We start from the raw sequence: 15,603 nt of genomic DNA on the forward strand, positions 1-15,603 counted from the left end.
ATCGTCCGCACCCGTTATACCTATGTCTCGCAATCCATACCGGCACTGCTGCTTGGCGAGAACGCCGGCGCTATGCCTCCTTGCACGGCCGACGTTCTCACAAAAATGCTGCAGCGACTAGATTCCCTGCTGAGACACTCCATACTCAGCCTGCTCGGGAGTATAGCCCTCGAAGACCAGCTGATCGACAAGGGAGTCGTGAGAGAAGGACATCATATCGAGGTATTGAGCCGCCTGCTTCGATGCCTGCTCGTTCCAGTCTGCACCACAGTTCTCGGCGGCGTAATCGGAATCTTCTACGCTAAACTTCTCATGCTGCAACTGCTTGGACAGACCCGTCTGGGAGAACGGCTGCGTACTGAGATACTGTTTGGCCAGCTTGCACGCCTGCTCTCGCCAATCCGCACCGCAGTTGTCGGCAGCGAACACTGCGTCCTCCGTGCTGAACTTCTCGAACTCAAGCTGGGCAACCAGAGAGTCATGGGAGAAGGGTTGCACCGACAAGTACCGCATCGCCGTCTTATACGCCTGCTCCTGCAAGGCGGTCATAGCCGGGAGGTTTGCATCCTTACCACTCTTTCCACCCTGATCCGTTTGCTGCTTGACCGTCGGCGTAACGTCTGTTGAGCCCGTGGTCGCGGGCTCACCGTGCGAACATCAGGCAACGGCGATGGCTATGCTCACGGCAGCGAGACCCATAAAGATCTTCTTGCCCATTCCATCCCTTTTGACGCCATCCTTCTTAACGGTCTTTTCCATGTCCCAACTCCAATTCTCTCGGGGACTGATACCAAACAACTTTCCCTATGGCGCATACGGACTCGACTGGCAGTGCATCGGCCTTGCTGCGAAAACGATCAAAAACGACCGAACCTACACGGCAGGCGACCGCAGATCTCGCGCGGTCGAGCTCGACGTCACCCTATAGCAGCGCCTCACGTAACAGCTCATTGAAGCGCTTGGGATTACCTGTTCCTTTACTTGCCTTCATGCACTGACCAACCAAAAAGCCAATCACTTTCCCGTTGCCCTCACGCACTTGTTGCACCTGATCCGGAAATGCCGCAATTACGTCATCGACAAAACCCTGGAGTGCTCCGGCGTCACTCACCTGCCGCATGCCACGCTCATCTACAATCGCCTCAGGATCACGACCTTCTTTCGCCATCAGCTCAAAAACCTCGTGCGCCTGATTCGAGCTAATCGCATCCGTTGCAAGCAAATGTGCCAACGAAGCAACCTGGCTCGGCTTGATCCCCGATGCAGCAAGACTCGTCCCTGCTGCCTTTAGATAACCAGCAAGCTCATTGACTACGAGGTTTGCAACCGTCTGCGCCTCAGTGCTTCCCGCCTCTGCCGCCGCTTCAAAAAATGCCGAAACCTCAGGGTCGCCAGCAATCTGCTCCGCATCGGCGCGCTTGATTCCAAAACGTGCAATGAAACGATCCCGCTTTGCATCGGGCAGCTCAGGAATCTCTGCTGCACACGCGTCTACAAAGGCCTCATCTAAGACGAATGGTGCAAGATCTGGATCGGGGAACAAACGGTAATCGTCAGCAGTTTCTTTGGCTCGCATAGCCACCGTGCGTTTGCGCCCGGGCTCCCAGTGACGAGTTTCTTGACGAATGGTTCCTCCCGATTCCAACACCTCGGCCTGACGGCGAATCTCATATGCCAAACCATCGTGCAGCGACTTAAAGGAATTCAGATTCTTAAGCTCGGTCTTGGTACCAAGGGCGGTATCTCCCCGGCGGCGAAGCGATACATTCCCATCGCAGCGCATTGAGCCATGTTCCATCGAGCAGTCAGAAATCCCCAGGGTTAAAAAGATTCGCCGAAGTTTTTCCATAAAGAGACGAGCCTCTTCAGGAGTGCGCAGGTCGGGCTCGGTCACCAACTCAATCAGAGGTGTGCCGCAGCGGTTGTAATCAATCAGACTTTCCTGCGCCTCGGTGATCCGACCCTCTGCTCCTCCAACGTGGGTCATCTTTGCAGCATCTTCTTCCATATGGATGCGCAAAATTCTAATGGGAACCTGATAGCCCCCCGCATCCAATCGAGTGGGAACGCCTGCCGATGAAGCGTCAAATGGAGTGGCACCTACGATAGCTCCGGCATCCTCGCCTTCTGGAAGACCGGCTGCCATTTGCATAGAAAGGCCTTGGGCTCCTGCTTGCGCTGATGCGGCGCTTGCGGCTTGAGAATCTCCAAACGCAGATTCTGGGCGCTCAGCAGCACCAGGTCCTGTAACCTCGATCGTCAAACCTCCGTGCATGCAAAAAGCAACTGGCCCTTGCGTGGTTTGGAAGTTCTTAGCCATATCGGGATAAAAATAATGCTTGCGATAAAACATCGAACGGCGCTGGATTCTGCAACCACAGGCAAGACCAGCTTTTACGATACCCTGAATCGCACGCCGATTAGGAACCGGCAAAGCACCAGGTAGGCCAAGGCATACCGGACATACGTGCTCATTGGGTTCATCTTCATGCGAGAGCTTGCAGCCACAAAACATCTTTGTCTCAAGCGCGGTGAGCTCCGTGTGAATCTCAAGGCCAATCACGGCCTCCCAGTCTTGCAAAACTTCAGCAAGCTCTCTCATGAGAGCTCACCTCCCTTCTGGACCACAGTGGGAGCGGCGGACACGTCCGACGCAATCGGCGCGACGGGCACATCCGTCGTGGTGCACGTATCCGTCGTGGTGCATGCATCAGGCACAGAGCACGCGCCCGATGGAGAGCACGTGCCCGACGCAATCGGCGCGACGGGCAGCACCGAGTCAGATCCATCACGAACAAAGGCCTGCTCAACCACACGAGCAAAACGCAATAACTTAGCATCGGTAAACGCCGCTCCCTGCAGCTGAACTGCAACCGGCAGCTTCGTATCTTTTCCCAAGCCAACGGGGACACTCATGCCCGCATTGCCCGCAATATTGAGCGAGATCGTAAAAAGATCCGACAGATACATCTGAGTTGGATCTGAAAGCTCACCGAACCGAAAAGCTGTACGAGGAGCAGCAGGCATTAAAATGGCATCGACCTGGGCAAATGCAGCAGCATAGTCCTCAGTAATCAATGTCCGTGCTTTTTGAGCAGCAAAATAGTAACGATCATAAACACCGCTTGAGAGCAGATACGCTCCCAAAAGCTGGCGGCGTTTGACCTCCTCGCCAAAACCGTGCGCTCGCGAACGCGCACTTTGCTCGCCCAAGCTTGAACAACCCGGCTCCTGATAGCCATAGCGGATGCCATCAAAGCGAGCGAGATTAGAAAAGGCCTCTGCAGGACCGATAACATAATATGCAGCAATAGCCGCATCGAGATGTGGAAGCTCAATCTCAACCAGCTCAGCACCTGCATCCCTGAGTGCCCCTGCTGCTGCCTGCACCGCCTCACGCACCTCATCTGCCAGGCCTTGCGCCTCCATGAGCGCGGGAACAATGCCCACGCGCTTACCTGCTACACCTTCATTGAGACCAGCCGTAAAGCTCGCCTCAAAGGCGCGGCTCGTTCCATCCAAAGGATCTGCGCCGCCTGCCATTAAGGCATCCATAGCCAAAGCAACATCGAGCACCGTGCGACCAAAAGGCCCTACCTGGTCAAGCGAGCTACCAAAGGCCGTAACCCCATAGCGGCTCACCGCGCCATACGACGGCTTCATGCCAATAACGCCGCAAAGCGCTGCTGGCTGGCGAATCGATCCACCCGTGTCTGACCCAAGAGCCAGCGGGGTCTCCCCTGCCGCAACTGCTGCAGCTGAGCCACCAGAAGATCCGCCGGGCACGCGATCAGTATCCCAGGGATTTTTTGTGGGATGAAAGGCTGAACTTTCGGTAGATGAGCCAAAGGCAAACTCATCCATATTCGTTTTACCTACCGGAATACATCCTGCGGCAAGCATGCGATCTACGCAGGTAGCGGTATACGGACTCACATACGACTCGAGCATTTTTGAGGCGCAGGTGGTATGCGTACCCACCAGATTCATATTGTCCTTAATTGCCAAGGGCACACCCGCCAAAGGCGGCAAGGACTCACCTGCAGCACGGCGAGCATCAAGACGCTCAGCAGCAGCATAGGCAAGCTCAGGCGTTACTTCCAAAAAGGCACCAATGGCTGGCTCGCGAGCTTCAATGGCAGCCAAGGCAGCGCGGGTAACTTCTGTAGCGCTCAAGGCTCCAGTCTGCACACCTTCTGCAATCTGGGCGGCTGTAAGCTGATCTAATGTGGATGCAGAGCTCATCAGCCCTCCCCTCCCTCAGCCAAAATTGCCGGTACACGAAACATCCGGTCGCGAACTGAAGCGGCACCCGCCGTAGCTGTTTTAATATCTAAAGCGCGCTCGGCATCGAGCACATCCTCGCGCATAACATTTGCCAGCTCACCAATGGGATGGAAGGTAGGATCTACATCTTCTTGCGCATAAGCAAGCACAGGTTCAAGCATCTGCACTGCCTCGTTTAGATAGGCTGTCATCTGCTTAAGTTCATCGCCTTCCAAGGCAATGCGCGCATAGTCTGCAATGCCTACTACCTCTCGCTCTGTGAGTGCCATAGCGCTCCCTTCCGCCCTGCGGGCGTATTATTTGTCAATCAGAAGTATAGGTGGCAGCGCGGACATCGTCTTGCGCGGCATGCTTGGATACGCCGAATTAACGGGATACGACAAGCGTGTACGGAAAGCGTATACAAAAGCGTGCTAGCAGCCATCTGCCTCATAGTGCAACCGGCTCTGATCCCCCGCTTCAGCTGGGGCAATATCACGCGTAAGATAGCGTTTAGCCAGCCAACGCGCCATAGGCAGGTTTTGATCCAGATAGTTGCCGCATTCTTTTGCCGTAGCTCCAGGGATCTCGCCTTCAAAACTCGCTACAAACTCGAAAAGCTCGCGCACGAGCGGCAAGATTTCCGCACTGTGCACCTCGCCAAATACCGTAAGGTAAAAGCCCGTTCTACAACCCATGGGGCCAAAATACACAACCCGGCTCGCCCAAATGGGGTGATTTCGCAAAAACGTAGCACCCAAATGTTCGATCGTGTGAGCCTCGGCGGTGTTCATAACCGGCTCGCGATTCGGTGCAGTCAGGCGCAGATCAAAGGTGGTAACTACGGCCTTGCTCGCGGGATCAACATCGCGGCGCGATACATACACGCCAGGCATTAAGGCCAGATGATCAACGGTAAAGCTTGCGATTGTATCCATGGTAGGTATCAGCTACTCCTTCTTAATGAGACTTGGGATGATGTGAGCCTGCCTTGCTACGCGATTCTTTCATGCCGCGCAAAACCGCCTGACGAAGCTCTGGCATGCGCTCTTTATCCATGGGCGGCACGCCTGCAAGCGGATACTCAAGACCCATCTGCTTGTACTTTGGAATTCCCATCGTATGGTAGGGCAGCATTTCCAAACCAACGACATTCAGCCAAGGACCAATAAGCCTACCGAGTGCCTCGCATTCTTCAACCGAATCGGTAATTCCCGGAACCACCACATGGCGAATAACCGTTTTAATGCCGCGCGCAGCCAGATGAGCTCCAAAAGCGAGAATACGCTCGTTTGACTGGCCGGTCAGCTTGCGATGCCCCTCGGGATTGCTATGTTTGATATCCAGCAAGACCAGATCGGTCTCGGCAAGCACCGCGTCAAAGCGCTCGGGATGTGCGGGATCAAAGGCATAACCACAGCTATCGAGACAAGTGTGCACGCGGCCGCGCGGACGAGCGTGCATCGCGCGAAAGAGATCGGCAAGAAAAGCTGGCTGCAGCAAAGGTTCGCCGCCCGAAACCGTAATGCCTCCGGTTTTGTAAAATGCGCGGTTACTCTCGTAGAGGTCAATAAGATGCTCAACGCTTACCTGAGCACCAGCACGGACATCCCATGTATCGGGATTGTGGCAGTAGGCACAGCGCATGGGGCATCCTTGTGTGAACACCACAAAGCGGATGCCCGGACCATCGACGGTTCCCATTGTCTCAATGGAATGAATCCGCCCGAGGGTATACGCACTCTCACGCGCCCTCGGATCCTCTGTGAACACTACCTGAGCCATGCCATCTCCCAGCGACACGTGTGCTTCTGCTCTTAGAATCTCAGCTACCGCGCATGTACCTGTGAGTCTACCCTGTGATCTCGTGCTTTTTCTTAGCATACTCCATGGCGAGAGCATATGCGGCGATCGAGCATCTCACGGCATAGAACAAACCGCGTGTTTTGCAAGCACCGTGAATACTTGCTATTGAACTGTAAAAAATCAAAGCAAGAAAGGGATACCGAGGTACACACCCCGATATCCCTTTCAGCATAAGCAGGCTTAGAGCTACTGCACGGCACAGCCGCGCTTACCCGCACACGACATTATCATGTTTCCTACTCATGCCTCCGCTTCCGAACAACCGCCAACACACAGGCACTCACGCCAGCAAGACCACTTGTGCCCACAACAAGAAGCGCCATATCACCCGTTCGAGGAAGTGCTCGCGAGCGGGAGTGTCCACTGCCCTGCTTGTTACCTGAGCCGTTGCCTGAACCGTTGTCCGAGCCGTTTCCCGAGCCCTCGTCCGTGTTCTTGTCCGGCTTCTTGTTTGGGTCGTTACTCGGGTCGCTTCCTGGCTTCTTGTTTGGGTCGTTACTCGGGTCGCTTCCTGGCTTTTTGTCTGGGTCGTTACTCGTGCCGTCATCCGGCTTCTTGTTCGGGTCGCCGCTCGGATCATCATCCGTCGTATTGTCAGATGTAGCCTCAGGCTTCCAAGATGCCGTCAATTTCAAATCTTGAGTTACTGCCACACTGAAATCATAAGCAGTACCTGCGTCTGTCATCCAACCCTCAAAGGTATAGCTTTTGCGCACTGGCTTCTCAGGCTCTGTAAGCGTACTGCCCGAAGCCACCGAAACGGTCTGAACCATATCGTCATGGCCATAATCAAAGGTCACCTGCACGAGCTCTGATGGCTGCTTGGGCTTAAGTCCCGCTAAAGCTTGTGCCAGCGCTGCACTCACATCGTCAAACTCGCCACGCGTTGTCGTATACGCTCCGGCATCATGCTGTTTTGCCAAAGTATCAACCATCTGCTCTGCCGCTTTAAGCGCAGACTCAAGCGCAGCTACCGTATCTTCGGTATAGGTATCACGATTTTTGAGCGCTTCTTTTGCAGCAGCAATCTGAGCCTTAAGGGCTTCTACGCCATATACATCGCCCAGCTCAATCTTGCGTTTCCCAAGAATCTGGAGCTCAACCACGTGATTCTCTTTGCCAATACCGCCCTCATAGCCATTCATATACAGGCGCACATACCGAGCCTCAACCGGCGCAGACTCACCTGCAGCAAGAGAGCGACGCTGGCGAGATGCAGCGGTAATCGCCTGCGGCTGAGGTTGCGCTTGAGCCTGTGATCCAGCCTGCGCCTGTGGCTCGACTCCAAAGATTACCTTCCCATCAGGTGACTCATGATACAGAGTTGCTGTTGGTTGCTCGCCAAGCTTGAACACATCGGTCGCGCCTGAGTAATACAGCACCTGCTTATCTGCAAAGTCCGGCGTAGAGGACACCACCAAGGCCGTGGCATCATACATACGCGATCCGCCCCAATAACGCCAAAGCTTCACGGCATCAATGGTGCACGCATGTCCAAGGTCAATCTGAAGATACGCGGGCTGGCGATGAGCATCGTTGCCAAAAATGCCAAACCTACTCTCGCTTGAAGTATCCCCATCGCAGACCTTTGAAAGCGGAGAACCTGCGTTGTAGATGAGTGAAGGATCAGTCGTGCTTCCAGGCAACCACGCAGCTGTTGGCTCAAGGGCTGCAGCAAGATTTTTCGTTTCAACATTATCGGTTCCAGGAACCAGACCACGAAGCACTGCAAGGAGCTTTTGATACGCAGCTTGCTGATCCTCAGTATTTTTTGCAAGTGCAAAAGACGCCTCAGCCAACACCGCGTCAGCGCTGGTAGCCGTCCAGGAAGCCTTGGATGAATGATCGCGCATTCCTTCTACCTGCTTGATCAGATCTGCCAACGGCGAGGTGGGAACCTCGTCATATCCAAGTGCGCGATCAAACACCCGCGCTGAGGCTACCGAAGGAGAGCCTGCACATGAAATGGTAGCAGCGGCTAAGCTGTGATCACGAACCTTGTCCGCACGATAGGCTGAGCCGGCAATCTCTCCTCCCACATAGATCTTCAGCATGCCATTGTTTTCACGCACACCAGCTATGGTTGTGAGTCCTCCCACTGCCTGTTCAGAGACAGCCGAAACGCCATTGACGGTAAAGACCGCTCGTCCATCCCCATCGAGCGCGAGCGACCACTCCTCACCTTGGTGCATGAACACGGTATTCGGAACAACCTCATCAACCGAGGCGGTAGCAGTAAAGCCAACAGCTCCCTCAAGCCCTGCTACCTCGCCTGCTCCAGCGGCGGAAGCAGCATCAAAGGCGTACACCACACCACCCGTGTGGAAGCGCCGCTCGAACGATCCGGCCAAACGGTTGCCAGCGCTGTCAGATCCGGCAGTAGCACTGACCGAGATACGTTCCCCATGGGCAGGTGCACTCGCCAGCTCAAGATCAAAGGTCTTGAGATCTGCATAGGCGTGCGCGGACTTCAGCTCAGCCGATGTACCATCAACGGTAACCTCAAAGGTCGCACCGCTCACGTGCTCAGACGTCTGTACGCGCAGCACAGTATCGGAAAGTTGCTCTTGAGAAACAAGCGTCGGGGCATTCGTATCGCCCTTGCGGCTCAGGTGCCAAATCTGAGTCTCACCAGGCTGCAAGGTCATCTGTACCTCGTGACCTTGAGCGATCGTAGCAGGCGCAGCTGTGAGCCGAGCTCCCGCCTCCGCATAGCCGTGGTCGAGCACCACATGATAGGTTCCAGCTGTTGTACAGCCTACGCCAGCATCAAGACGGAAGCTGATGGTCTTTTCTGCATGAGCGGGATTGCGCATAGAAATAATGCCTTCATCGCCTGCATCATTAAAGCAAGCAAATCCATAGGCATGCTGCTCGCCTGTTCTAGCGCTTCGAGCACCCCCCAAACCATTGCTACCTGCGAGCGTGGCGGTTTTGGCAGGAGTGCCTCCAATAACCTTTGCATTGCGCAGCATAGAGAAGTTCTCTTCTTCCCACTTCAGGAAGTCTGCATTAACAAGATACTTTTCCGTATCAAAAATGGATGCTGAATAATACAGCTCCCAGAAGGCAGTTCCGCGCGTACCCTGCATAAAGAGGTAGTTGCGGAATTGTTCACCGGTCATTGAACTCGCAGAGATACCCGTATCCTCTTTGCCATAAATTGGATCGTGGTTGTAGATATTTGCGAGCGGGAACTGAAACTCGTGGTTCTTAATAAAGTCGTAGTACACACCATCACGATAGGTAAGCATGGAATTCATCTTGTCGGTAAACTCACCGGTGTTATAGCGCTCACCACGATCTGCATTGCACTGCATCCAAATGGAATTTGAGAATTGCAAATACCACGGGCTCGGATTGACATAGCAGGTTAGAGAAATCCAGAAAGCAGGGAGGTGCAACTCATCGGCACGATGCTGCACGTTTGAGAGCAAACGGCACCACTTTTCCCAAAGGTCAGTTACGTGGAAATATCCATGCGGTCCACCATACATGTGCTGATGCGCCTCATCATATCCAGCAACGCCCTCACCTACGCGGAACGCACCAAACTGAGCTTGATCGGCAAAACCGTCCCACTTCCAATAGCTCACGCCATATTTTTCCATCATATCGATGGCGAAGTGTTCAAAGTTCTTTACATAGCGCGTGTCTGCAACATCGATGGAGTTACCAGCCTTTGAGCCCTTATTGGCACGCGCAATAATGTCTGCGAGCGTGCTGTAATAGTTGTAACCGCCACGCGGGCCAATCCACACGCCAAAGCTCGAGCCAAGCTTTTTTACCAGTTTGGCAGAGTCATCAAGCGTGTAACCAAACTTACTATTGATCTCCCAAAATCCGGACTTATTCGATTCTTCCACCGGGCCGTTGCGTTCAATGTCAATACCCGAAGACATCGCGCCGGCGCTCGACCGATACTGATTCCACCCATCATCGACGACATAGTTGTCGAGCGGACGCACTCCTGTTGCGGAGAAATGCTTATCGATCTCGTGGAACGATTCGAGGATATTTTCATTGTTGATACGCATCATATTGTCGAACCAGGAGTTGTACTGAATACGGAACTCACTCGGCTCAGAAATGCTTTTGATATAGGAGAAGAAGTCGATCTGGATCACGTTCATATCAAGCGACGATGCATGCGTTGCTCCGCACACGGTCTGCCAGGACACATAGGCACCCTGATCGTTAAGTCCCGTGTACGTTGCTTCATGATCTCGCCGGAAATCTTTGAAGTTTTTACCGCACCAATAGCGCGCTCGGCCAAGCGTGTCCTCAATTTGCGTATCGGCTGCGGGGAACTCAGATCCTAAAAACATGCCATTCGCATAGATGGGCTGACCCAAAATGGACTTTTCCATGTCCATCTGAACTACGCCACCAGCATTGGTAGGAATCGTCCACCGATGAGCAGCATCTACGCCTGACAGATCAAGGTGCTCTCCATCGATATAGTTGAAGCGAATATCTTCATCTTCAGACTTGACTTCAATCCACTTCCGCATGAAGTGGTCACCGTCATACATCACAACTTTTTCGGTAACCGTTGCCTGTCCACTGCCGAATTGCACCGGCTCAAAGGTGAACGATACAAGCTTGCCGGTTTTGTTCACGCCTTTGATCGTGGCAGACGTCTCTTCTGTCTTAGGTGCGCCAGCAAGCGTGAGTTCAGAGGTTTTAATCTGCGGCTGATTTGTGGTTGGAACCGAAGTAAATGCCTCACGGAACAGGTCAATCCCCGCTCCAGCTGCAAAAGGACCGCCCTGCCCCTTTGTGACCACCGCTGCAATATAGCGTTTGGTACAAGGCTTGCTGAGAGCAAAATAGCACCATTTAGATCCTGCTGCCTCGCCTGTCCCATACATGCCAACATAGCTCACCCGAAACGTAGTAGATCCATCAGGTGCTGTAAGGCGGCTCGACTCACGTTCGAGCTGATCAGGATCATCTGCCGCGCGCAGCTCAAACTCAAGCCAATTGCCATTATTGGGATTTGGACGAGGGAGATAGCCGAACGTCTGGAAGGAATCAGTTGCCGACTTGCGGTCAATCATAGCAATGACCGGCAGTTGATTGGCCGGTCCGTCTCCTTGGCCATAGTTTGAGTGCCAGAAGGTATTGGGGTCACCATCAAGCAAGGCAGGAGCGCCACCAGCATCTCCACCCTGAGTTGAGCTTGAAGAAACCTGTGCTGTCCACATACCAGACGTGTCTGCACGCTCAATGACCGACCGGCCTTCTGCATCACGAATATCAAGCTCGGCAATATTTGCAAAGCGACCCTTCTTTGCTGCCTCCCAAAAATGCGAGTCAGTAACAAGTAGGCGAATCTTTGCAGCAGAAAGATCTGACGTGAGCGTAAGGGTTTGCGCTCCAGCCTGGACACCTCCTGGCAATGTAAACGCTTGGACATCTTCCCATGCAGAGCCAGTCCAACGCTGGAGCGTAAGCGCGAGGATCTGGCCGGTGCACTCATACGATCCGTTGTACACACGAGGCGTTATTGCGAGTGTTTTGATTTGCTTCTCTGTATGAAAATCAATGTCAAAGTATGGATGACCGTCTGCTACCTCAGCAGAAGACCAGTAAGTTGTAGGATCGCCATCAATCGCATTGATTGCTGCCGCTGGCTCGTTGGGCATTACGCTCACAGCGCTTACCTCTGTAGCCGTGCCAGGACGGGGCTTGACGCTTGTGAGGGGCGTCTGAGGCTCGAGCCGCTTTGCCTCAAGCATGCCATCGATAACAAACTCTTCGGAGTCGGCACCTGGAATAATTTCAGTAGCACCCAGCCCATTTACGAGCTTAGTTGTTTTGAGCTTTCCTCCCGTGAGTCTAAAGGTTCGGCTTAAAGCACGATTTCCAATGGTAAGCGACTCTGCCGTAGAGGAAACGGACACGCTCCCGTATCCCTCTCCGTTCTCAGCCCATGCCGCCGGCGGCACCATCAGCGCGATGCTCGCCATCATAACTGAAAGCGCTATCGAAAACGCCGCAACTACTGAGCCCTTTCTCATACACTCCTCCTTCTGCCTGAACGTACTGCGAAAGCCAAGCCTCTTCTCATGTGCACTTCCTTCTTCCGTGCTGCGGGATCAACTGGTATCACGTGATGCACCACTCACTGCATACCTGGATGGAGGAAGCATAGGGATGGTCGTTTTCTGCGAAAAGGACGAGTGCGCCCAACGGTGTGCCTGGAGCCGTAGGCGGTATCAAGTGGTATCAACCACGATACTTCTTTACCGCCTGGTACCTGTATAAATAACCAATTGGTATGAGTCAAACTTGATAGTACGTGCTGAGCTGTGAGGGCACCTGAAACCTTACCCTGGGAGAAAACTCTCGGGTGGGATTTTCATGAGTGACCTGCTCCCCAAGTGTTACGTTAATTAAATCCGTATCACCTGTGTTACGATGCTCGTCATCCTGAATGCGTGGCATCACAAACGAGGAGGCTTCATGCGTAAAACAACGCTTCCAATCGAGCGGGGTTTTACATATACGCCTAGCAATGTAGCTATGAGCTGCGGAATAGTTCCACGTATCATTGCCGCCAAAAAGACACGGTTATATTGGTGCGACCTACGCAATCAAGGTAGGCAACTTGCTCGCTTGCAAAGCGCGATTCAAAGAAACCAGCGTTCGATATGTCTGTAAAAACGACTGACTTCATCAAAGGCGATATGACAACAAGCGTCATTCGCTTTGCCTTTCCCCTCCTCTGCGCCAACTTGGTGCAGCTTTTATACTCTGCAGCTGATGCGCTATTTGCCGGAAACATGGTCGGCACCGCAGGTATTGCCGCTATTGGTGCATCATCTCTTGTGGTTACGTGCGTAATTAGCTTTTTGGCGGGTTTTTCAGTCGGGGTTAATGTCCTTGTTGCTTCAAAATTTGGGGCTCAAGATACCGAAGCGCTTAACAGGGCATTTTCCATTTCTATGCTGCTTGCTCTCTTGCTGGGTGTACTCTTTTGCATAGCAGGAATCGCCTGGTCAGATGAGCTGATAAACCTCATGGCGGTTCCCGCCTCTGTTCGAGCCGATGCCCTCTCCTACGTTCGCATTTATTTCTGCTCACTTCCCTTTATTGCTCTTTACGACAATGTTGCATCTTGTTTGCGTGGTGTCGGGGATTCTAAAACACCTTTGTACGCTCAGATTGTAGGCGGAATCGTAAATGTTGCCCTCGATGCCTATGCGCTTGGGGTTTTAGATCTTGGTATTGATGGTGTAGCTTGGGCATCATGCTTCTCACAAGGAGTCGCGTTTCTTATTGCTCATTTCCGTGCTCGGAAGTTACTCGAATGGCATTTTTCTGGCTCGTCGCCTCGGTCGATATTCAAAATCGTACGAAGTATTTTTGCTGTTGGTTTCCCTGTTGCCATCCAAGCCTTATGCGTCACGCTTTCCAATACTTTGATCCAAATGGCAATTAATGCAACAGGTGAAACAAACGTTGCGGCATTTACTGCCTATTTCAAAATTGAAATGCTTATCTATGCACCGCTCGTAGCCTTAGGGCAAACAACTACCGTGCTAGCTGCACAAAACATAGGAGCTCAACATCACTGGCGTGTGCACCTTGGTGTTCGCCGCTGTATTTTGTTTGGCACGATCTTTGCCGCCATCGCAGCTGCCTTGCTGCTTGTTTTTAGATTTCCGGTCGTGGCGCTGTTCGATCAGAATGCCGAGGTTGTTGCAGCTGGTGGACTGGTTATGATGACCACCTTCCCGTTTTACTGGATTTACACCTTTATCGAAGTGTATGCGGGAGTGTGCCGAGGAATTGGCAAGGCAAAGGAAGCAACCATGATCTCTTTGTTATGCTTCGTTGCTATGCGCTTGGCACTTTTAACGCTCGCCCAGCACCTTGGGTTTGGACTCAGAGGTATTGCTGCCATCTACCCCATGACCTGGGTAAGCACGGCGCTCTTGCTCGGAATCTACTACTATAAATTTGCACACAAGAAACTGCATCCTGCCCCTCATAAGCAGCGAGTAGTGAGTAGTGAGTAGTGAGTAAAGGATAAAGGGTGTTGGCTTGCGTGGCCCTCGATTGTCGAGCATGGGAGGGGCGAACCCGTCCTCTCTCCAAGGGCGCAAGGGTGCCTCTAGCTCTTGATCTTAAACTTTTCTACACTCATCTTTTACAGTACAAAAACAGTAAATGAACCTATCTAGCTGGTAAAAGACGGCTCAATTCTCTGACATTCTTTGTATGAGAATCTGCTAGCTTTTGGCTTTCTCACTTGCCCCATGTTCTCACCTGTCCCATGATCTATCTGATCTGAGCCTTAGTAGGTGCCTGTTTGGCGAGGTCAACGCCCACTACATATCCTAGCTGATCGGTAAGCTCGGTTCGGTAGCCAGGTTTAGCTCTTATAGTTTCAGAGTTAGCGCAACATGTTGCGCTAAGGTTGGGAATTAACGCCGATCTGAAAGATTTACCGTTCCATCATCGAAGCGTGGAATCTCAAAGCTCTTAGCACTTAGGTGATCTAAACTGTCCATAGGCGATCTTTTCCTTTCTTTGGATCTTGTGCTGTTAACTAAAGATTCTAGGCGAAGGTCGCTTCCTTCTTATCAGTCCGAAGTGGCTTTTGCATCGACTTTTGAGACGTGATCTGAAGATAACTGTCGTGCGTGTAGGCGTATATGGAAGACGTTACAAGCACATCGACAAGACAAAAGTACAAGGTAGGCAGTGACTATAATGACCAGCACACAATTCACTTGGATTGGCTTTTATGAAGAGTTGGCAGACAAACTGTTAACCTATCGAAGCAGGCGCAATGTCCTGATAAACAAACTAACATCCGTCTATGAATCGATTGGAATGCAGCTGCCCAAGCTCGAGGCGGATGAGCTGCGCGATATTGATCCGTTCACCGTCTTCGGCCTCTTTAACAAGGGCATCAAGGACGCAAGCCGGCAGAAGATCATTGCAGGCATCGCCGAGGCATTCGACGTCGAGGCAGAGCAGCCCAAAGACTTCGAGGGCATCCCCGTGCTCAACAACCTCAACGCGACCTTCTATGCCTTCGCCGATGACGACCGGCGCGGCGAGCACGACATCGACAATCTCTGGCGCGTGCTCGAGGCCGAGATTGTACTTGCTGGCGAGGACAGCAAAGAGAACCGGAAAAGCTTCGTCGAGGCCTTCGATGATACTGTCACCCAATTCGGACTTGGCTGGAAGCTCACTATGGGTCTCTTCTGGACGAGGCCATGCAGTTTCATCAGCTTGGACTCGCGCAACCGCTGGTTCATGGCTGACGTGGCAAAAACTGGTGCCACTATCGCCAGTGCAGTACCGAAGGAGAAGGACTCGCCGATTCACGACGGAGAACGCTATCTCGCCATTTGCGACACTATCAAGTCGAAGCTCGCAAGCGTTGAATGCCCGTATACAGACCTCCCCTCACTGACGGCTGCCGCCTTCGTAGAGTCTGAGCGC

At 52.9% G+C, this 15,603-nt stretch carries 8 protein-coding genes and 1 pseudogene; 2 read left to right on the forward strand and 7 right to left on the reverse strand.

Going from position 1 to position 15,603, the window contains the following annotated elements; translation table 11 throughout:
• Window positions 1-117: 117 nt before the first annotated feature.
• From K6V98_RS02820 to K6V98_RS02850, 7 genes are all read right to left on the reverse strand, one after another.
• Window positions 118-549, reverse strand: coding sequence for an Ltp family lipoprotein (locus K6V98_RS02820; protein WP_222199067.1), 432 nt, complete (start codon window positions 547-549; stop codon window positions 118-120).
• Between the two features lie 373 nt (window positions 550-922).
• Entirely contained in the window at window positions 923-2,602 is a 1,680-nt protein-coding gene (gene gatB, locus K6V98_RS02825) for an Asp-tRNA(Asn)/Glu-tRNA(Gln) amidotransferase subunit GatB (RefSeq protein WP_222199068.1), read from the reverse strand.
• Entirely contained in the window at window positions 2,599-4,245 is a 1,647-nt protein-coding gene (gene gatA, locus K6V98_RS02830; protein WP_222199069.1) for an Asp-tRNA(Asn)/Glu-tRNA(Gln) amidotransferase subunit GatA, read from the reverse strand. The genes gatB and gatA overlap by 4 nt, the downstream gene beginning before the upstream one ends.
• Window positions 4,245-4,556 carry an Asp-tRNA(Asn)/Glu-tRNA(Gln) amidotransferase subunit GatC gene (locus tag K6V98_RS02835; protein WP_222199070.1) on the reverse strand — a complete coding sequence of 104 codons (312 nt, stop codon included), beginning with the start codon at window positions 4,554-4,556 and terminating at the stop codon, window positions 4,245-4,247. The genes gatA and K6V98_RS02835 overlap by 1 nt, the downstream gene beginning before the upstream one ends.
• Window positions 4,557-4,700: 144 nt before the next feature.
• A complete protein-coding gene (locus K6V98_RS02840) occupies window positions 4,701-5,204 on the reverse strand; it encodes an S-ribosylhomocysteine lyase (RefSeq protein WP_222199071.1) in 504 nt (167 codons plus the stop codon).
• Between the two features lie 22 nt (window positions 5,205-5,226).
• Window positions 5,227-6,051, reverse strand: a complete 825-nt coding sequence (pflA, locus tag K6V98_RS02845) for a pyruvate formate-lyase-activating protein (RefSeq protein ID WP_222199072.1) — start codon at window positions 6,049-6,051, stop codon at window positions 5,227-5,229.
• A 317-nt stretch (window positions 6,052-6,368) separates the two neighbouring features.
• Window positions 6,369-12,158: a discoidin domain-containing protein gene (locus K6V98_RS02850; protein WP_222199073.1), complete on the reverse strand. Its 5,790-nt coding sequence runs from the start codon at window positions 12,156-12,158 to the stop codon at window positions 6,369-6,371.
• Between the two features lie 633 nt (window positions 12,159-12,791).
• Here K6V98_RS02850 and K6V98_RS02855 point away from each other — a divergent pair.
• Together K6V98_RS02855 and K6V98_RS08845 are read left to right on the forward strand one after the other, a co-directional pair.
• Window positions 12,792-14,162 (forward strand): MATE family efflux transporter, encoded by a 1,371-nt coding sequence (locus tag K6V98_RS02855; protein ID WP_222199074.1) that lies wholly within the window; start codon window positions 12,792-12,794, stop codon window positions 14,160-14,162.
• A gap of 697 nt (window positions 14,163-14,859) precedes the next feature.
• Window positions 14,860-15,510: pseudogene (locus K6V98_RS08845) on the forward strand (hypothetical protein); the annotation flags it as partial.
• Between the last annotated feature and the right edge of the window lie 93 nt (window positions 15,511-15,603).

It is taken from the genome of Collinsella ureilytica (genome assembly GCF_019795105.1).
Taxonomy (GTDB): Bacteria; Actinomycetota; Coriobacteriia; order Coriobacteriales; family Coriobacteriaceae; genus Collinsella; species Collinsella ureilytica.